The 20,272-nt window shown below is 41.3% G+C and carries 17 protein-coding genes, 2 tRNA genes and 2 pseudogenes; 8 read left to right on the forward strand and 13 right to left on the reverse strand.

Annotation, left to right across the window (positions count from 1 at the left end; translation table 11 throughout):
• Positions 1-204 precede the first annotated feature (204 nt).
• The 3 genes from INE92_RS25470 to INE92_RS25480 form a co-directional block, all read right to left on the reverse strand.
• A complete protein-coding gene (locus INE92_RS25470) occupies positions 205-1,335 on the reverse strand; it encodes an AAA family ATPase (RefSeq protein ID WP_004314175.1) in 1,131 nt (376 codons plus the stop codon).
• 157 nt (positions 1,336-1,492) lie between these two features.
• Positions 1,493-3,145, reverse strand: a complete 1,653-nt coding sequence (locus INE92_RS25475; RefSeq protein ID WP_008645467.1) for a flotillin family protein — start codon at positions 3,143-3,145, stop codon at positions 1,493-1,495.
• Positions 3,146-3,165: 20 nt separating this feature from the next.
• Complete coding sequence (locus tag INE92_RS25480; protein ID WP_008020827.1) at positions 3,166-3,663, reverse strand: hypothetical protein; 498 nt, start codon at positions 3,661-3,663, stop codon at positions 3,166-3,168.
• Positions 3,664-3,791: 128 nt separating this feature from the next.
• Between INE92_RS25480 and truA the strand changes: the two genes are divergently transcribed.
• Genes truA through INE92_RS25495 form a run of 3 tightly spaced genes read left to right on the forward strand, consistent with a single transcriptional unit; the run spans position 3,792 to position 6,158 of the window.
• Complete coding sequence (truA, locus tag INE92_RS25485; protein WP_008020828.1) at positions 3,792-4,541, forward strand: tRNA pseudouridine(38-40) synthase TruA; 750 nt, start codon at positions 3,792-3,794, stop codon at positions 4,539-4,541.
• 18 nt (positions 4,542-4,559) lie between these two features.
• Positions 4,560-5,462, forward strand: a complete 903-nt coding sequence (locus INE92_RS25490; protein ID WP_008020829.1) for a DMT family transporter — start codon at positions 4,560-4,562, stop codon at positions 5,460-5,462.
• A gap of 45 nt (positions 5,463-5,507) precedes the next feature.
• Positions 5,508-6,158 carry a DUF3256 family protein gene (locus INE92_RS25495; RefSeq protein ID WP_008645465.1) on the forward strand — a complete coding sequence of 217 codons (651 nt, stop codon included), beginning with the start codon at positions 5,508-5,510 and terminating at the stop codon, positions 6,156-6,158.
• 31 nt (positions 6,159-6,189) lie between these two features.
• On the opposite strand, the gene INE92_RS25500 is transcribed toward INE92_RS25495, so the two are convergent.
• The 4 genes from INE92_RS25500 to INE92_RS25515 all read right to left on the reverse strand — a co-directional run bounded on the left by INE92_RS25500 (position 6,190) and on the right by INE92_RS25515 (position 13,137).
• A complete protein-coding gene (locus INE92_RS25500; RefSeq protein ID WP_015532435.1) occupies positions 6,190-7,278 on the reverse strand; it encodes a phosphotransferase enzyme family protein in 1,089 nt (362 codons plus the stop codon).
• 30 nt (positions 7,279-7,308) lie between these two features.
• Entirely contained in the window at positions 7,309-10,650 is a 3,342-nt protein-coding gene (locus tag INE92_RS25505; RefSeq protein WP_195436046.1) for a glycoside hydrolase family 2 TIM barrel-domain containing protein, read from the reverse strand.
• Between the two features lie 72 nt (positions 10,651-10,722).
• Positions 10,723-11,613, reverse strand: coding sequence for a YitT family protein (locus tag INE92_RS25510; protein ID WP_015532437.1), 891 nt, complete (start codon positions 11,611-11,613; stop codon positions 10,723-10,725).
• Positions 11,614-11,727: 114 nt separating this feature from the next.
• Positions 11,728-13,137, reverse strand: a complete 1,410-nt coding sequence (locus tag INE92_RS25515) for a Gfo/Idh/MocA family protein (protein ID WP_008645458.1) — start codon at positions 13,135-13,137, stop codon at positions 11,728-11,730.
• Between the two features lie 1,064 nt (positions 13,138-14,201).
• Here INE92_RS25515 and INE92_RS25520 point away from each other — a divergent pair.
• The 4 genes and pseudogenes from INE92_RS25520 to INE92_RS25535 all read left to right on the forward strand — a co-directional run.
• Positions 14,202-14,573: an ISAon1 family transposase N-terminal region protein gene (locus tag INE92_RS25520; protein ID WP_008640050.1), complete on the forward strand. Its 372-nt coding sequence runs from the start codon at positions 14,202-14,204 to the stop codon at positions 14,571-14,573.
• 40 nt (positions 14,574-14,613) lie between these two features.
• A complete protein-coding gene (locus INE92_RS25525; protein WP_007483769.1) occupies positions 14,614-15,549 on the forward strand; it encodes an ISAon1 family transposase in 936 nt (311 codons plus the stop codon).
• A 169-nt stretch (positions 15,550-15,718) separates the two neighbouring features.
• Positions 15,719-16,090, forward strand: coding sequence for an ISAon1 family transposase N-terminal region protein (locus tag INE92_RS25530; protein ID WP_008640050.1), 372 nt, complete (start codon positions 15,719-15,721; stop codon positions 16,088-16,090).
• 40 nt (positions 16,091-16,130) lie between these two features.
• Positions 16,131-16,856 (forward strand): annotated as a pseudogene (locus tag INE92_RS25535) (ISAon1 family transposase); the annotation flags it as partial.
• A gap of 62 nt (positions 16,857-16,918) precedes the next feature.
• Here INE92_RS25535 and INE92_RS25540 read toward each other — a convergent pair.
• Together INE92_RS25540 and INE92_RS25545 are read right to left on the reverse strand one after the other, a co-directional pair.
• Positions 16,919-17,854 carry an ISAon1 family transposase gene (locus INE92_RS25540; RefSeq protein WP_008025715.1) on the reverse strand — a complete coding sequence of 312 codons (936 nt, stop codon included), beginning with the start codon at positions 17,852-17,854 and terminating at the stop codon, positions 16,919-16,921.
• Positions 17,855-17,894: 40 nt separating this feature from the next.
• Positions 17,895-18,266 (reverse strand): ISAon1 family transposase N-terminal region protein, encoded by a 372-nt coding sequence (locus INE92_RS25545; RefSeq protein ID WP_008640050.1) that lies wholly within the window; start codon positions 18,264-18,266, stop codon positions 17,895-17,897.
• Between the two features lie 95 nt (positions 18,267-18,361).
• On the opposite strand from INE92_RS25545, the pseudogene INE92_RS25550 reads away from it, so the two are divergent.
• Positions 18,362-18,517, forward strand: a pseudogene (locus INE92_RS25550) (transposase); the annotation flags it as partial.
• A gap of 118 nt (positions 18,518-18,635) precedes the next feature.
• Here INE92_RS25550 and INE92_RS25555 read toward each other — a convergent pair.
• From INE92_RS25555 to INE92_RS25570, 4 genes are all read right to left on the reverse strand, one after another.
• Positions 18,636-18,708 (reverse strand) — tRNA-Gly (locus INE92_RS25555).
• 8 nt (positions 18,709-18,716) lie between these two features.
• Positions 18,717-18,799 (reverse strand) — tRNA-Tyr (locus INE92_RS25560).
• A gap of 51 nt (positions 18,800-18,850) precedes the next feature.
• Positions 18,851-19,345, reverse strand: coding sequence for a 6,7-dimethyl-8-ribityllumazine synthase (ribH, locus tag INE92_RS25565; RefSeq protein WP_004301766.1), 495 nt, complete (start codon positions 19,343-19,345; stop codon positions 18,851-18,853).
• A 150-nt stretch (positions 19,346-19,495) separates the two neighbouring features.
• A complete protein-coding gene (locus tag INE92_RS25570; protein ID WP_004316163.1) occupies positions 19,496-20,179 on the reverse strand; it encodes a tetratricopeptide repeat protein in 684 nt (227 codons plus the stop codon).
• Positions 20,180-20,272: the final 93 nt, after the last annotated feature.

Genomic DNA, 20,272 nt, shown 5'->3' on the forward strand with positions numbered 1-20,272 from the left:
ATCATTTGGTTCTTCTTCAAATTCCGTGCTAGTAAAGCTCATTGAAAGGTTGATGGATAAAGGGATATCGGCATATTAGAAATAGCAAATAAATTATCCAAGCTATATGCATCTTAAAGTACCCCGGAATAGCCATGAATAAGGTTATTGAACATAAATAAGTAGCACGGAATTTGATTAAGAACCAATCATTTCTAGTGCGTATTAGATTACTGCATCTTTCAGCCATTTTCCGAAAAAACGGTCATAGACAATATACCCATCTGGTGTATTATATATCAGTTCTTTATTCAGTAAGGATTTTAGTGCCACGTTAACGCTGCTGGGCGTTTTTAAATGATGCTTTTTGATGAAGTCATTGGCATTTATGCTTTTTATACAGCCTTCTGTGGCAATAGCTTTCAATAAATCTACTTGATTGTTGGTTAGTAGAGTCAGGTTACTTTGATATATGGTTTCCTGTTCATCTAAAATGTCGTTTATACATCTATCTACCAGTCGGTTATCAATGGGGTTGATTTTCTTTTCATACAATCGGTTGAGTATACTTTGGACGTACCATGTGTGTCCGTTTTCAAGTTGGTACAAATAAGAAAATGTTTCTAGTGTCAACTCTCTTTTTTCCTTAGCAAAGAATGAGTGTGCGAACGAATAATAATTCTCCAGTGGGATTTCCGTTAATACAATGATTTGGGTACTTTGATAAAAAGGACGTTTTGCAGAAGTAAACATTTCTTCCATTACATGCTTTTTACTTCCGGAAAAGATAAAATGTACATTGGGCATGAATTGGATATGAGAGCGGAGCAATGCTTCTACACCTTTTTCCGGATATTCTGTAATTTGTTGGAATTCATCAATGGCAAGATAACACTGTTTCTTTGAGGCTACCATATAATTGAGTATTTCTTTCAATGTTTGTTCAGCGTGGGTAGGAGCAAAGTCTAATGTTACGGTAGGCATACCACTTCTTTCGTCAGCGCTGATAATAGGACGGCAAGATTTGAAGAAAGCAGTCATTTGCCGGAGTATGTTTTGGGACAGAGTATCTAATTCTCCAAGTACATTTTGAGCAAGTAACTGGATGAATGCTTTTAAATCACGTGTGGAGTAAATGTCCATATAAAAATAGGCAGCATTCGGATTATTTTCCCGCTTCATTTGATAGAATACATTTTTGATGAGTCCCGTCTTTCCCATGCGTCGGGGGGATATTAAGGTCAGGTTACGTTCATTTAGTAAAGCTGAAATCATTTTATCAGTTTCTTTCTCCCGATCGCAAAAGTATTCGGGACTGTTGTAACCGTATACAAGGAATGGATTGTATGGCTTCATGACTTATTACATATTTTACGTTACATGTTTTATGTAACACAAAGAACGTAATAAATCTGGAATATTCAAAGATTTATTTGAATTATATAAAAAACAAACGCTGATGAGAACAAGTAATCATTCTTTTCTCATCAGCGTATATTATGTCGGATTACAACTATTTCTTATCTTTTTTCTCGTCAGCTTTAGTTGCAGGCTTTTCCTCCGTTTTGCTTTCCGGATTAATAATACCTTTCACAGTTTCACCGATAGGAAGCTTGTCCAATACGCCAAGGCTCGGAGCTACTGTCTTTACTAATGTATTCAGGAAATTGCTAGTTCCACCGTTTCCTCCGTCGAATACAGTGATATTTCCCAAGTTCATGTGTTCGAACGCCTTTACCTGTTCGCCGGCGATTTCCTTCCATTGGTCTACCATCTTATATTGGATAGCGATAGCCGGATTCGATTCGGCTGCTCTTACCATTGCTTCGAAACCTTCCGCTTCAGCAAGTAATGACCGTTTCTTACCTTCCGCTTCTGCTTCCAGTTTCATTTGGATAGCTTTTGCTTCCGCTTCGGCTTGTGCTAAAGTAGCCTTTGCACGTGCTTCCGCTTCGCGGGTAATCTTTTCAGCGATGGCATTTGCCTGAAGAATAGCTTCCTGTCTGGCGATTTCCGCAGGAACAATCTTTTCAGCCTTCAATGAAGATTCCACTTTCCGTGCCTTAGCTTCTTCCACTTCCTTTTGCGCAATTTCGCGTGCAGTCTGTACAGCAGCTTCCGATTTCGCGGCAGCTTCACCGGCTTGCTTGTCGGCATTGGCTTGTGTTACAGCTAGTTCTGCATTGGAAAGTGCTACCTCTTTCTGTGCGTCATTTCGTCCGATGGCAGCTTTCTTTGCAGCTTCCGCCTGTTTGATTTCCATGTCGGAATTCAGTTCGGCAACGCGGCTTTCCTTTTCGGTATTTGCCTGCTCGATTCGGATATTCTTTTCAGCTTCAGCCTTTGCTACTTGCGATTCTTTTTCCGCGTTGGCGATGGCTACTTGCGAGATTCTGTCCTTATCCGCATTTGCAACAGAGATTTCCTGTTGTTTCTTTGTTTCTGCAATAGCAATATCCTGATCTTTGCGGGTTTCTGCTACTTTCGTTTCACGTTCCTTTATCTGATTGGCAATTTTGATAGCACCCAGCTTTTCCTGTTCTTCGATGTTAGCCTGTGCTTCGTTCAGTGCTTTACTTTCAGCTTCCTTACCTAAGTTGACAATGTAGTTGGCAGCGTCGCGAATGTCACTGATGTTAATGTTCATCAGATACAAACCGAATTTGCGAAGTTCGGTATCGATGTTATCTTTCACTTTAGCCAGGAACTTATCTCGGTCTGAATTTAATTCTTCGATAGTCATATCGGCGATCACCATACGCATCTGACCATATACAACATCAGTAATTAAGTTCTGCTTGTCATCCATTGTTAATCCCAGCATACGTTCAGCAGCGTTTTGCATCACTTCAGGATCGGTGCTGATAGCTACAGTGATTGTAGTCGGCACGTCTACACGAATGTTTTGAGCGGATAATGCACCGGTCAGTTTACATTCGATCTGCATTGGTTTCATGGACAGGAATTCATATCCCTGAATAATCGGCCATACAAAAGCCGCACCACCATGATATAGCTTTGCCGACTTCTTATCTCCTCCCGTTTTACCATATACAACGAGGACTTCATCACTCTTACATTTGCGGTAACGCGAAAGGATACCAATAAAAGTGAGTAGGATGACTGCCACTAGTATAGCAGCCATGATTAACATTTCTTGTGTCATAAAATTGTGTATTTGAATAATTATTGAATGAATAGCGTTCCGTCTTTGTAGCTGGTAATCATTGTTCTGTCGCCAGTCTGATATGCTTTTCCGGATTCGGAGATGACGTCTACTTCGCGCATGGCTCCGTCCCGGGTGGTCTGTACAGTATATTTGCTGTCGCTTTGTTTGAAATAGATCACACATTCCCGTCCCACAAGCTGATCGGTCTGCTCGTTGTGGTTCACTTGTTGCAGTTGATAAGCTTTCTTATAGAGGAACCAGACGGCAAAAACAAAGAAAAGACCCACTAGAATACCGATTATGTAACTTTGAATTTCCGTGTTTCCCGCCAGATACATGTACCATCCGAATCCAATTCCGAAATGGGTAAGTCCTTTAAAAGAAACTACGCTACTGATATCAGCATCCACGTCTACATCTGCATCTATATCTCCGAAAAAGATGGATAATACGAATTGAATAAGAAAGATGCCTGTCGTGACGAGGGCGATGATGAGGAAAATGGTACTACTCATAATTGTGGGGTATTAGTAAATCATGATTATTTTGTTCTGTAAATATACAGGTTTATGTGAATTATACAAAGATAAATGAGATAAAATGATTAATTTTGCGCGCGAAAACCCTAAAATGAGGAATTAGCGTGCAAAGGTATTTTATTTATTTGGCTTACGACGGGACCAACTATCATGGTTGGCAAATTCAACCGAATGGGATTAGTGTGCAGGAATGTCTGATGAAAGCATTGTCTACCTTTCTGCGTCGCGAAATTGAAGTAATAGGGGCAGGTCGGACAGATGCCGGGGTACATGCTTCCCTGATGGTTGCTCATTTTGACTTCGATGAGCCGTTGGATGAAATATCAGTTGCCGATAAATTAAACCGTTTGTTACCTCCCGATATTTCCATTTATCGTGTTTGCCGGGTCCGGCCGGATGCGCATGCCCGCTTTGATGCGACTGCGCGAACTTACAAGTATTATGTAACGACATCGAAATATCCTTTTAACCGGCAATATCGTTGGCGAGTTTATAATCAGTTGGATTATGCACTCATGAACGAAGCTGCACGTACCCTTTTCGAGTACACTGACTTTACGAGCTTCAGCAAACTTCATACGGATGTAAAGACCAATATCTGTCATATCACTCATGCCGAATGGACGCAGGAAGATGATGCTACTTGGGTGTTTACCATCCGTGCCGACCGTTTCCTGCGAAATATGGTGCGAGCTATCGTAGGTACGCTGATTGAAGTGGGACGAGGGAAACTTACTGTTGAAGGCTTCCGGCGGGTTATCGAACAACAAGACCGTTGCAAAGCCGGGACATCTGCTCCGGGGCAAGCTCTGTTTCTGGTAAATGTGGAATATCCCGAAAGTATATTTGAATAATAAATAATAAATATTCTCATGTGGTTATTATTAGCATTTCTCTCGGCTACTTTGCTGGGCTTTTATGATGTATTCAAGAAGAAATCGTTGAAAGATAATGCGGTACTTCCCGTTTTGTTTCTAAATACATTTTTTTCCAGTCTCATCTTTCTGCCGTTTATCCTGATATCCGTATATAAACCGGACCTGTTGGGAGGAACGATATTTAATGTTCCCGTTGTTGGTTGGGAACAGCATAAATATATCATCATCAAGTCGTTCATCGTGTTGTCTTCGTGGATATTCGGATATTTCGGAATGAAACATCTGCCTTTAACCATAGTAGGACCTATCAACGCCACTCGTCCGGTGATGGTGCTTGTGGGAGCGATGCTGGTATTTGGCGAACGGTTGAATCTCTATCAATGGATTGGGGTAATGCTGGCCATTGTCTCTTTCTTTATGTTAAGTCGTTCGGGGAAGAAAGAAGGAATTGATTTTAAACATAACAAATGGATATTCTTTATTGTGTTGGCTGCCATTACAGGTGCTATCAGCGGATTATATGACAAGTATCTGATGAAGTCTCTGAATCCGATGCTGGTACAATCCTGGTATAATGTTTATCAGGTGTTTATTATGTGTCCTATTCTGTTATTGCTTTGGTGGCCTAAAAGAAAGTCTACCACCCCGTTTCGCTGGGACTGGACGATTATCCTGATTTCTATCTTCCTTTCGGCTGCCGATTTCGTTTACTTTTACGCATTGAGCTATGACGATTCCATGATTTCCATTGTTTCGATGGTCCGTCGGGGAAGTGTAGTAGTCTCTTTCACTTTCGGTGCACTTCTCTTCCGTGAAAAGAATTTAAAAAGCAAAGCGATTGACCTTATACTGGTGTTAATCGGAATGATATTCTTATATTTGGGGTCTAAAAATTAAAACAGTTACACAAAATCTGTTTGTCACAGGTTAAATAAGATAGATATGAAAATAAATAAATTTGTAATCACTATATTCTTTTCTGCTGTCGGACTCTTTGCTTCGACCGCTCTTTGGGCACAAGAAGCCAAAACGCTGTTTGTGAATATGCCGGATTCTCTAAGCCCGTTACTAACCAAAGTAAACCGGGAAGATTGTATTGACTTTCTGGAAAGTAAGATGAAAGCGCAAGTAGAGAATCGTTTCGGCAAGAAGTCGGAGATGACTGATCTAAGTAAAGATTATATCCGTATGCAGATGTCTTCTCAATCTACCTGGCAGATGAAAGTGTTGGCTTTGAATGACTCGACGAACGTGATCTGTACAGTCTCTACAGCTTGTGCACCTGCCTGCGACAGCAGCATCCGTTTCTATACAGATGACTGGAAACCGCTTACAGCATCTCTCTATATTACCCTGCCTGTGATGGGCGACTTTCTGAATACGCCGGATTCAGCAGGTGTTTATGAGTTTGACGAGGCACGCCGTTCGGCAGATATATTATTGATGAAAGCCGATTTTAATAAAGAAAATACAGAATTGACTGTTACATTGGCTACTCCTGATTATATGTCAACAGAAACGGCAGAGAAACTGAAACCGTTTCTCCGCCGTCCGATTGTTTATCATTGGAAGAATGGAGCCTTTACCAAATAGATAATTCTCCATTCTCTTTTTTCCTCTATTCTCAATTCTTTAAGCAATCGTTGATGAATGCGATCATTTCCGGTGTGTTGGCTTCCACACTTTGAAGCAGTTTGAATTGTGCTTTAGTACGAACCAAATTATGTTCCGGATATTTGATTTTATAATAAGTATCTCCATTGATATAGTCTGCCAAGAACCGTACACACTGCATGTATGGGAATAAAGCGGCTGCATAAGGAAGATTCTCAATCTCAATTGGAGTCAGGAATGATTTGGCTCCTTTCAGATAGCCTTTGGTAAACGCTTTGAATATTTCCATATTGAAGTTTACACGATCAAGGTCTTTATCGTCCTCATCACCCGTGTTGGCGCCTGTACGAAGGAAATCTCCATAATCGGAGAAGACAAAGCTGGGCATTACCGTATCCAGGTCGATGACACAAAGCACTTTGCCATCCTCGTCGAACATCATGTTATTCACTTTCGTATCGCAGTGGCAAACACGTTTGGGGAGTTTTCCTTCACGATATAAACGTTCTGCTTTACACATTTCATCTGCACGCTTCTCTATTTCGTCCAGATAGTATTTCACTTCCGATACCCGTCCGGCAGCATCTTTTGCAACGGCTTCACGTAGTTGTTTGAGGCGGAACTCCATATTGTGGAAATCAGGTATGGTTTCACCCAATGTTTCCGGAATATCGGCCAACATAGCCTGGAAGTTACCAAAAGCTTCTCCAGCATAATTTGAATATTCGGGATTCACCGTCTCATACGTTTTGGCGCGTGGGATGAATACCATCACACGCCAGTAGCTATCACCGTCGAACCAATATGCTTTACCCTCTTCTGTTTCGGGGAAACTCAAAACCTTGCGCTCTATATCCGATTCTCCTGCCTCCGTTAGTTTCTTGCGAATATGATTGGTGACAGCGGTAATATTGGATTGAAGCATCTCTACATTCTGAAAAATGGCATGATTGATGCGTTGCAAAACGTAGTCGGGAGCATCTGCTTCTTTGGTGTTTACTTTGTAAGTGTCGTTAATAAGTCCTGTACCCAAAGGTTTGATTTCTTCTATCGTACCTTGGACTTTAAATTTAGCTACAATGCTAGATAAATCTTTCATGGGTTTTTTCTTTAAAAATTTATACTAAGGTTATCGATAATCGTATTTAGCCGCCTCGTTGGCCTGATTAGCCGAGCGAACAGGTACTAATGTGAATCCCCAATGGTAATCACGATTGGCCGGGATTTGGTGGAAAGGTTCCGGGCGTGCACCCCAACTGTCATATCCGCCTACACCTTGTTGCTTCATGTCCACACAAACCTCTACGAAATCTCTCGGAACGATGTCATTAACATGATGCATTCTCCGTAATACATTACGGGCGGCATTCTCATCATGATTGGCTACTTCTTCCGGACTAAAGTTATTCCATTGGTAAGGGTGGGGCAGTGCCTCTTCAGAGTCAAAGTCTTCGATAGAGTTGCGCAAGGCATTGAAACCGATCGTACTGTTGGCTACCAAAACCAGGCCGTTTCCTTTGGCGGGAGATAAAGCGATCCAACGGGTATCGGTGTGATGTCCGTTTTCCTGTGGACGTACATAGTTGAAGTACATTTTATCTGCTGTTGTCTTATATACGCCAACGAGGGTTCCATGATTACGGTCGATATAGTTCTCTTCCGGACCACGGCCAAAGTATTGTACGTTGTTCATCTGTGCCGGCAAGCGGAAACGAACACCGATACGGGGAACTTCCAGTTTGGAAGCGGCCTTGCGGGCAGCGTCACTTCCGGGAGTAAACGTAGCCATGCGGGTAGCTTCAGAAACTTCAGTTTCTGTTGCCTGCATATCTGTTGACGTGAATTTGGCATTTACATTGACTACTCCGTTCGGATAGATTTTGTATGTGACAACATACAAGTTGCCGGCAGCCAATAAGTAGGTCACATTTAAGGAAACTACCTTATTTTCTGTTGTCATGGTTGCATCCGTTACGTGGAAGTTTTTGCTTGATTGCTTCCATACCTGTAAACGTTTAGGAGCGCCATTACCATAATCATTATCATTAGGAGCACGCCAGAAGTTAGGCTGAATACCAAATCCGTCTTTGAAATATTCTGTGCCATCCACTTTATACGAGGTAACTAATCCGCTATTCTTGTTGAATACAAAATTCACTTTGGAAGAAGAAACGATTAGCTCATCTCCTTGAGTCGTTGTTTTCAGTGCCGGACCGTTTGCTTTATAAATAGCTTTCTCTGCCTGGATAGGAAGCTGGAACTGGTCGTATGCTATTTCATATCCTGTTGGAATCAACGGTTCAGGTTCTGTGGTTGTTACGCTGAAGTTTACAAAATATTCCACTCCCGGTTGGGCTTTCAAGCCGTTTACCGGTACGGTGAATTCTTTGGATGCCTGCGGAGCAATATCCAAAGATACTTTTCCACCTTTTATAGTCTTTCCGTTAGCGAGTACGTTATAGTGAATCTGATACTTTTTCAGATTGGTGAAATAGAAACGGTTGGTGATTTTGAATATACCGGCAGCGGCATCTACTGCCTCAAAGCCTACATTCTGATGTACATATTTCACTTCAGCCATTGCCGGATGCGGACCACGATCCGGATTGACAAGACCGTTGCAGAGGAAGTTGCCATCGCTCGGCGCGTCTACACCGAAGTCACCTCCGTAAGCCCAGTATTCTCTTCCATTCTCATCTTTCTGGAGAAGACCTTGGTCTACCCAGTCCCAGATATATCCACCCTGGAGGTTCGGATATTTGTAAATCGCCTGCCATTGTCCCCACAGGTTTCCGGTGGAGTTTCCCATTGCGTGCGCATATTCGGAAGGAGCTACAGGACGGTCGCTGCCGTTCTTTCCTGTATTTTCCAGCCAGTCGGCACCCGGATATTGCGGAACATACATATCGGAGTTCCATTCCCATTGAGCACGCTCATAGTTGACCGGACGATTCATCAGCTCTTTGTCAGCCTCTTTCAGCCACAAGTAAGTCTGATAGAAATTATATCCGTTTCCGGCTTCATTTCCCAACGACCAGAAGGTGACGCTCGGATAGTTCTTGTTACGTTCGAACATATTGATGGTACGGTCCATGTGTGGTTTTAGCCATTCGGGATTGTTACCCAATGAACCACCCTTCCGAAGATCGTAATACATTCCGTGGCTTTCGACATTGGCTTCATCGTATACATAAAGACCGTATTCATCGCAAAGTTCGTAGAAACGGCGGTCTTGCGGATAGTGGCAGAGGCGTACGCTGTTCAGGTTATGTTGCTTCATAAGCTCGAAGTCACGACGCATTAACTCTTCTGTTACATAATGACCTGTTGACGGGTTGTGTTCGTGGATATTTACCCCTTTCAGTTTCAGTGGCTGACCATTGATGAACAGGCAAACGTATGGCTTTCCGTTAGCAGCTTTTTGTTCGATAGGTTTGATCTCAATACGGCGGAATCCTACATTAAAAGGAATAATCTCATTTATTTTGCCATTCTCTTTGACGGTCATCAGCAGTTTGTACAGATTCGGATGTTCGGATGTCCATGTATTGACATCTGCCAGCTTCTTATCGAAAGAAAGTGTACGTATTTCGTTCGATGGGATATAGGCGGTCTTCTCTTCAGTAGAGATTACTTTTCCCTGTGCATCCAATAGCTCATAAACTAATGTGAGATTAGTTGCTGCCTTCTCGTGATTTCTCAAATCGACATTCAAGCTGAAGATTCCATTCTTGTAGCTGTCATCCAGGGTAGACTTCACCCGGAAATCTTTGAGGGCTGCTTTAGGTTGTGAATACAGATAAACATCGCGTTCAATACCGCTCATGCGCCAGAAGTCCTGACATTCCAGATAGGAACCAGTGCTCCAACGGAAGATTTTAACGGTAAGCACGTTTTTGCCGGGCTTCACATAGTTGTTAATAAGAAACTCTGCCGGATTTTTGGAGTCTTCGCTATATCCAACTTCTTGCCCGTTGATATATACATATACGCCGGACTTGGCTCCTGCCAGATGCAGGTAGATATCCCGTCCGTCCCAATCTGCCGGAATATCAATATCCCGACGGTAAACTCCCACCGGATTCGCTTCGGGAAGAGCCGGAGGTTGCGGATTGCGTGGCTTGAATTCATAACCATGATTGGTGTAGATGGCTATTCCGTGTCCTTGTACTTCCCAGTTGCCGGGTACCTGAATATCATTCCACGAATCTGTATTCGTATTCGGGTCAGTAATGTTGTCGGGAAGCTTTTTGTAAGAGTCTACAAAGTAGAATTTCCAGGTTCCGTTCAGCAAGCGGTAATACTTGCTTCGTTCGAACTTGCCACTCAAGGCATCAGCGCGATTGTTGTATGTCATAAAAGAAGTGCGTGGATACTCTTTGTTGACTTCAACTACCTGCACATCCTGCCAATAGGGGGGCACGGCTTTTTCAGCCATTACATTAAATGTTGTCAGGGAAAATATTCCCATGAAAATGCCTGTTAATAAATTGGGGGTTGGTCGAAATTTCATGTTTCTCAATATTGGTTTTTCATTTCTTTTTTATTTTACTTTAATATGATCGAATCCTTCTCCATAAACTCCGATGACAGCACTTTGTGACACAAATGCATTCGGGTCTATATCTTTAATCAACCGGAAGATGATAGGTGATTCCCTCTTCTTGGCTAATACGAACAGCATCTTTACTTCTCGTCCTGTATAAAAGCCGGTTGCATTGATAATCGTAACTCCCCGGTGTGGATATTCGTTGATATGCCGTCCTATTTCTTCATATTTATTGGATATGATAAAGAACTGTACGGATTGACGGGCACTATTCACTACCTGGTCGAGAACGAAGCTACAAATATAAAGAGTAACAAACCCATATACCACTTTTTCCCAGTCTTTTAAGACAAAATAACTGGAAGAAATAATAATCATATCGCAGATGAGTACGACTCTTCCTAATGTGATGTCCCGGTATTTGTTGATGATGGCTGCGATAATATCCGTGCCTCCTGTGCTTCCGTTTGCCGAAAAAGCAACCCCTATACCACCTCCACAGAAGGATGCTCCAATGACACATGCCATAAAGGGCTGGTCGTGAAGGAGTCCGAAACCTGCTGTCAGCTTTTGAATGACGGACAGAAAGAAGGTGAGGGTAAATACTCCAAAAATAGTTTTAATGCAAAACTTCATCCCCAGCAATTTGAGGGCCAGTAGCAATAAAAAGAAGTTGATGCTGAAGTACGTATACTGTACGGGAAACCCCGTAGCCCAATATACAATAGAAGCAATACCCGGTACTCCCCCGGTAGTGATATCGTTCGGAAGTAGAAAAACGGTCCAACCGATGCCATACAAAATCATGCCGATGGCAATCATTACATAATCTCTGGCTTCACGGATAATGCTTTGCTTAGAAGGTTTTGGAATAGCTGTTTTCATAAAAGTGATTATGATAATCTATAAAATGTTCAAACACGAACCCATGAATAATCCGGCTTTGGGGGAGAAGCCGGATTGGTTCATTATGTTCGTGCTAAAAGGATATATTCAGTTTTATTTTGCAAAAGCGTGACGATAGCCTTGTACTTTATTCCATCCGCCGCGAGTGAAATCGGGGACTTCTACCGGAGCAGAATTGTTTTCGATGGAAAGTCTGGTAAGTTCGGCCATGCAACACCACTCTGCCAGGTCATAAACGTCCATATCTAATGGTAATCCATTTTGCAGGCAATATGCCAGACGGTAGTCCATGATAAAGTCCATACCACCGTGGCCGCCTACTTTCTTGGCAGTTTCTTCCAACTCTATGTGAATCGGATCTTTATATTTGTCCATCAACGCTTTCTTTACATTTTCGGGTACAGAGCCATGTGCATTCAGATTTTCATGATTAGGCACATCTTTAGAATCAACTTGTGTAGGTCGCAGGCAATATTCTTCTATCGGATATTTGCTTGCATAGCCATCGGCTCCCACTATCTGGTACATGCGGCTGTATGGGCGGGGTGTCATTACATTGTGCTGGATCAGCATCGTTTTGCCATTTTCTGTGCGGATCAAGGTCGAAGTCTGGTCACCATTCTGGAAGTCGGTCACTTCTTCTCCTGTTTGTTTTTTAATGTAAGCCGGTCCGTTGACAGCTTTCGTATCCATAGATACCAATGTTTTCATACGGTCGCCACGGTGGATATTAAGTACCTGACAAGCAGGGCCCATACCGTGAGTCGCATATACGTCACCGCGATGCAGGTGATTATAATCCATTCGCCAGTTGTTCCAGTATTCAGGCCAGAAATCTTCCAGGTTGTGGATATATGAACCTTCTACATGAAGCACTTCTCCGAATACGCCCTGTTGTGCCATATTTAAAGAAGTCAGTTCAAAGAAGTCATATACACAGTTTTCGAGCTGCATACAATGCTTGCGGGTCTTTTCAGAAGTGTTGATTAACTGCCAGATTTCATCCAATGTCATAGCGGCAGGAACTTCGATGGCTACATGCTTGCCATGTTCCATGGCATAGACACCCATTGCAGCATGATGCTTCCAGTCTGTAGCTATGTATACAAGATCAATATCATCCCGTTCGCAAAGTTTTTTCCATGCATCTTCCTCTCCGCTGTAAGAAGCAGCTGCAGGGAGTCCGGCATTCTTCAAAATTTCTTGTGATTTTTCAACACGTTCGGGAAGCAGGTCGCATAACGCTACAATCTTAGTTCCCGGAATATGAGTCCAGCGTGCTACGGCGCCGGGACCACGCATTCCTAAGCCGATGAAACCGACACGTACGGTATCAATTTTAGGAGTAACGAGTTGGATTACATCTTCTTGTCCGGCAGGGCGGGCAGGAGTTTCTACTTTGATAGGAGTAAAGGCTTCCGGAGCCTTTGGTTGTTGAGTACAACTGGTGTGCCAAGTTAACAAAGCCAAGCCGATAGCAGTGGCTGTGAGTAGTTTCTTCATCATATTTTAAGTTTTTAATAGGGGTTATTCGCTGTTTTTCATTTACGTGTCAAAAATAGTAATTAATTAGCCAATTATTTATATTTATAACTGATATTTTCATCATAAACTTCTATTATGAGGTAGAAAATGATTCAAACTTTTTCTACCTGATTTTGTATAGTCTTGTGTATCGACAAATACATATAAAAGACAGGCCATTAGAAGGTCTTTCCTAAAAAGAAGTGGTCTTTTTAGAATTGCTTAACGTTTACTACTTTTGTTTTGATTAACTACATAAGCAGGTAATCCATTATAGTTCATTTCGGTACGGAAATGAGCTAAATGATAATTTTGCGGAGTGCCCTGAAAGGGCTTAATTATATAGCGTAGGGCAACGCCCTACGAAAAAACGGTAGTCTGAATTTGCGCCCTGAAAGGGCATAATTGTATACAGTTCCGCCCTTTCAGGGCTTGTGGCTGGTGTGTTTTTTTCGTAGGGCGTTGCCCTACGCTATATAATTAAGCCCTTTCAGGGCACCCCAATAAATATATAATTGTAAGGCTTTCAGCCTAACTGCAAAATTCCCATTTAACCGATAAATTCTCATTTAACCGCTAAATTCCCATTTAATTAAGAACAGCATAGAAACGAGTTAAACGGTGCGCTAATGAATGGGGCAAGGGTGAGGGGTGGTGAGGGTAGATTTATAACTTTCGTATTTTTTTTTATAGATAAAAAAGGAGATAGTATAGAAAATAATAAAATAAAAGGTTATAAATCTACCCTCACCACCCCTCACCTTTGACCCATATTTTATAATAAAAAGATAACGGGGAATCTTAAAAACTCAATCATCTTTTTCAGATTTACCACAACGTTTCCAGAATACTTCATTATTTTATTCAAAACTGCATAGTTTGGAATAAATTGCCACTAATGATTTTATTAGTTATTTTTAAGCAATCGTTTACCTATTGATAGTTATTTCATTGCCTAAGTAGTTTTCGTTTGACTATAGTCAAGCGATAGTGGCTCAGTCTGAAACCTTGGGGGATTGCGTTAAAATTCTTATTTTTGCATCATGAAAACATCCTCTTCCCAAACGATTGATCCTGTTGCTTCTTTAAGCTTGTTCTTGCCTTCAGGAATCCTTGATTACTTTACCCTAGTCAATCATGTTTCTCAGGATACTTGCTTTATTCTTTATTTAGAGGAGAAAGCCACTATTCCTGCTGAGTACTCTGATCTCCATCTTCACTCAAAAGGTTTCCTCCCTGAGATTGAAGTTCAGGACTTCCCTATCCGTGGTAAAGCCGTTTATTTACGTATCAAGCGTCGTCGCTGGGAAGATCCATCCACTGGGCAGACATATAGTCGTGACTGGAGTTTGGTAGCCACCGGTACTCGCATAACCGCTGAGTTCGGTGCTTTTTTAAAAGAATTACTTAGATAATCACGCCGTTAGCTGCCAAAGTGTAGCAGAGCATTACTGTATGGATGGCAAACAGCTTCAAAGCCAATATAAAGACCACCTGAGTGACTTCCAGAATTGGGATCAGAGAGCACATGCCCAAGAGTATATCCTTTATCCAAAGAATATGGGTTATCGCCTATGTATTGACGAAACGGCTTTGAGCAAGGGAGATCTTTATACCATCTTAATAAATAGAGATAAGCGAGGTAGGAAAGGTTCTATTATAGCTGTAATTCAGGGCACTAAAGCCGATGATATCATTGCGGTACTTACAAAGATGCCACAGGAGCTGCGTAATCAAGTCAAAGAAATTACACTGGATATGGCAGGGAGCATGCAAAAGATTGCGAAAACGTGCTTTCCACGTGCCATGCAGGTGATTGATAGGTTTCATGTACAAAAACTTGTATACGAAGCTGTACAAGAATTGCGTATTACATATAGATGGCAAGTGATAAAAGAGGAGAATAAAGCCATGAAAGCGGCAAAAGAGAAGGGGGAAGTACATAAAGCAGAAGAACTCGAAAACGGAGATACACTCAGGCAATTATTAGCCAGAAGCAGATATTTATTATTTAAATCACCTGATAAATGGACCAAGAGCCAGAAAATCAGGGCAGAATTACTTTTCAAGCAGTTTGAAGATATTAAGCATGTATATTACTACTCATTGGAGTTGGGAAAGATCTTTTCCACAAACTATGACAAGGATGTAGCAAGAGCAAAGCTGGCACTATGGTATAATAAGATTGAAGAATATGGATACGATACATTCACAACAGTAGCAAACTCTATTGAGAACCATTATGAAAGGATTTTGAACTTCTTTGTGAACAGGAGTACAAATGCAGCAGCGGAAGCATTTAATGCTAAAATCAAAGCATTTAGGGCATCATTTAGAGGAGTAGTGGATATGAGCTTCTTCCTTTTTAGGCTAGCAAAGGTATATGCATGAAGGGAATTGACTAAACTTAATCCCCCAAGGTTTCAGACTGAGCCGTTATTGTCAGCGGTAGTATCTTGGGATCATTTCCGTACCGGAATGAATTAATTTTTAGGGATATGCCGCCGTTGCCTCAGTCTGAAACCTTGGGGGATTGCGTTAAAATTCTTATTTTTGCATCATGAAAACATCCTCTTCCCAAACGATTGATCCTGTTGCTTCTTTAAGCTTGTTCTTGCCTTCAGGAATCCTTGATTACTTTACCCTAGTCAATCATGTTTCTCAGGATACTTGCTTTATTCTTTATTTAGAGGAGAAAGCCACTATTCCTGCTGAGTACTCTGATCTCCATCTTCACTCAAAAGGTTTCCTCCCTGAGATTGAAGTTCAGGACTTCCCTATCCGTGGTAAAGCCGTTTATTTACGTATCAAGCGTCGTCGCTGGGAAGATCCATCCACTGGGCAGACATATAGTCGTGACTGGAGTTTGGTAGCCACCGGTACTCGCATAACCGCTGAGTTCGGTGCTTTTTTAAAAGAATTACTTAGATAATCACGCCGTTAGCTGCCAAAGTGTAGCTGAGCATTACTGTATGGATGGCAAACAGCTTCAAAGCCAATATAAAGACCACCTGAGTGACTTCCAGAATTGGGATCAGAGAGCACATGCCCAAGAGTATATCCTTTATCCAAAGAATATGGGTTATCACCTATGTATTGACGAAACGGCTTTAAGTAAGGGAGATCTTTATACCATCTTAATAAATAGAGATAAGCGAGGTAGGAAAGGTTCTATTATAGCTGTAATTCAGGGCACTAAAACCGATGATATCATTGCGGTACTTACAAAGATGCCACAGGAGCTGCGTAATCAGGTCAAAGAAATTACACTGGATATGGCCGGGAGCATGCAAAAGATTGCCAAAACGTGCTTTCCACGTGCCATGCAGGTGATTGATAGGTTTCATGTACAAAAACTTGTATACGAAGCTGTACAAGAGTTGCGCATTACATATAGATGGCAAGTGATAAAAGAGGAGAATAAAGCTATGAAAGCGGCAAAAGAGAAGGGGGAAGTATATAAAGCAGAAGAACTCGAAAACGGAGATACACTCAGGCAATTATTGGCCAGAAGCAGATATTTATTATTTAAATCACCTGATAAATGGACCAAGAGTCAGAAAATCAGGGCAGAATTACTTTTCAAGCAGTTTGAAGATATTAAGCACGTATATTACTACTCATTGGAGTTGGGAAAGATCTTTTCCACAAACTATGACAAGGATGTAGCAAGAGCAAAGCTGGCACTATGGTATAATAAGATTGAAGAATATGGAGGCTCAGTTGTAATTCTTGGGGGATTAAGTTTAGTCAATTCCCTTCATGCATATACCTTTGCTAGCCTAAAAAGGAAGAAGCTCATATCCACTACTCCTCTAAATGATGCCCTAAATGCTTTGATTTTAGCATTAAATGCTTCCGCTGCTGCATTTGTACTCCTGTTCACAAAGAAGTTCAGAATCCTTTCATAATGATTCTCAATAGAGTTTGCTACTGTTGTGAATGTATCGTATCCATATTCTTCAATCTTATTATACCATAGTGCCAGCTTTGCTCTTGCTACATCCTTGTCATAGTTTGTGGAAAAGATCTTTCCCAACTCCAATGAGTAGTAATATACGTGCTTAATATCTTCAAACTGCTTGAAAAGTAATTCTGCCCTGATTTTCTGACTCTTGGTCCATTTATCAGGTGATTTAAATAATAAATATCTGCTTCTGGCCAATAATTGCCTGAGTGTATCTCCGTTTTCGAGTTCTTCTGCTTTATATACTTCCCCCTTCTCTTTTGCCGCTTTCATAGCTTTATTCTCCTCTTTTATCACTTGCCATCTATATGTAATGCGCAACTCTTGTACAGCTTCGTATACAAGTTTTTGTACATGAAACCTATCAATCACCTGCATGGCACGTGGAAAGCACGTTTTGGCAATCTTTTGCATGCTCCCGGCCATATCCAGTGTAATTTCTTTGACCTGATTACGCAGCTCCTGTGGCATCTTTGTAAGTACCGCAATGATATCATCGGTTTTAGTGCCCTGAATTACAGCTATAATAGAACCTTTCCTACCTCGCTTATCTCTATTTATTAAGATGGTATAAAGATCTCCCTTACTTAAAGCCGTTTCGTCAATACATAGGTGATAACCCATATTCTTTGGATAAAGGATATACTCTTGGGCATGTGCTCTCTGATCCCAATTCTGGAAGTCACTCAGGTGGTCTTTATATTGGCTTTGAAGCTGTTTGCCATCCATACAGTAATGCTCAGCTACACTTTGGCAGCTAACGGCGTGATTATCTAAGTAATTCTTTTAAAAAAGCACCGAACTCAGCGGTTATGCGAGTACCGGTGGCTACCAAACTCCAGTCACGACTATATGTCTGCCCAGTGGATGGATCTTCCCAGCGACGACGCTTGATACGTAAATAAACGGCTTTACCACGGATAGGGAAGTCCTGAACTTCAATCTCAGGGAGGAAACCTTTTGAGTGAAGATGGAGATCAGAGTACTCAGCAGGAATAGTGGCTTTCTCCTCTAGATAAAGAATAAAGCAAGTATCCTGAGAAACATGATTGACTAGGGTAAAGTAATCAAGGATTCCTGAAGGCAAGAACAAGCTTAAAGAAGCAACAGGATCAATCGTTTGGGAAGAGGATGTTTTCATGATGCAAAAATAAGAATTTTAACGCAATCCCCCAAGGTTTCAGACTGAGCCAATATGGATACGATACATTCACAACAGTAGCAAACTCTATTGAGAATCATTATGAAAGGATTCTGAACTTCTTTGTGAACAGGAGTACAAATGCAGCAGCGGAAGCATTTAATGCTAAAATCAAAGCATTTAGGGCATCATTTAGAGGAGTAGTGGATATGAGCTTCTTCCTTTTTAGGCTAGCAAAGGTATATGCATGAAGGGAATTGACTAAACTTAATCCCCCAAGAATTACAACTGAGCCCCGCCGTTTCATAATCTTAGCGGTCTAAAGTAAAACAAAAAAAGAGAATCTAATTTCTCAGATTCTCTTTGGAGAGCGGAAGACGGGGCTCAAACCCGCGACCCTCAGCTTGGAAGGCTAATGCTCTATCAACTGAGCTACTTCCGCAATTTTTGTGGGCAAAGATGGATTCGAACCACCGAAGTCGAAAGACAGCAGATTTACAGTCTGCCCCATTTGGCCACTCTGGTATTTGCCCTTTTTTTGCTTTTGAGGAGGTTTGTTTCTCAATTGCGGTGCAAAGATACAACTATTTATTTAAACTCCAAACAAAATCGATCATTTTTATTGCAGTAATTGCACATTCGTCTCCTTTGTTACCCAGTTTGCCACCGGCACGATCCTCTGCTTGCTCCATTGTATTTGTGGTAATTAATCCGTAAATAACTGGTATATCGCCAGTTGCGTTTAATTCGGTAATTCCCTGGGTTGCTCCCATACAAACATAATCAAAATGTGGAGTATCTCCTTTAATTACGCAACCAATTGCAATAATTGCATCAAGATCGCAATTTTCCATCATTTGATTGGCGCCAAAAGTTAGTTCGAAACTTCCCGGTACAGTTTTTACCAGAATATTTTCGTCTTTTGCTCCATGTTTTTTTAATGTATCGACTGCGCCTTTCAGTAAAGCACCGGTAATATTGAAGTTCCATTCGGATACGACAATGCCAAATTTCATTGCTTCTGCATTCGGAACGGAATTGAAATCATATTCGGATAAGTTATGGTAAGCTGTTGCCATAGTAAATTAAAAGTTGAGAATTATAAAATGAAGTTTGAAAGTATGGGAAATTAAGAAGAAAGGCACGGATTTCACGGATTCCACGGTTTTAATAGATAATCCGCTTAATCCGGTGTAATCCGTGCCTCGATCTCCTTATATAATAAGGTATTATTTTTTCATCAATTTAGCCTGTTCGATATATTTGTCGATGTCCATAGCTTGATAAGACTGGAAGTATTTATCCTTGATCTTAGTGTAAGCGTTTACTGCATCGTCATATTTTCCTTGTTTTACCAGGATTTCTCCGGCTTGTATCAGGAAAATCGGGCTTAATGTGTTGTTGTCAGCTTTGTCTGCTGCCGACAGTAAAGTAGAGGCAGCTTTGTCCAGTTGGCCAAGTTGTGCATAGCAGTTACCTGCAGCACCCAAGATTGCCGGAGCAACCATTTGGTCTTTTCCATTGAAGCTATCCAGCATCTTCACTGCTTCTTCATATTTGCCAAGTTGTGCGTAGCAAATACCAGCATAAGCTTTTGCCAAATTAGCTGCTTTTGTTCCGCTGTACTCATCAGCTACTTTCAGGAAACCTGTGTAACCGATGCTGTCACCGTTTAAAGCCTGTTCAAAAGCATCCTGTTCAAAGTATTCCTGTCCTTTGAAAAGAGCTGCTTGTGCTTTTTCTTCACGTGGTTCAGCATAGAGGTTTTTGTACATGATAAAACCTGCTACAATAATAATCACAGCAACAACACCGCCAATAATTGCGTTTTTGTACTTGATAAGAAATGCTTCCGATTGTGTCAGTGCATCTTCTACGTTCAGATGTTCGTTCTGATTCTTTTGTTCTGCCATTTTATATGATTCTTTTTGTTATTATTCACAGTTTGATATTTCGACTCGCAAAAGTAGTTTTTTTATATCTACAAATGAAATTTAGAAGCATCT

This window comes from Bacteroides xylanisolvens (assembly GCF_018289135.1).
GTDB classification, from domain to species: domain Bacteria; phylum Bacteroidota; class Bacteroidia; order Bacteroidales; family Bacteroidaceae; genus Bacteroides; species Bacteroides xylanisolvens.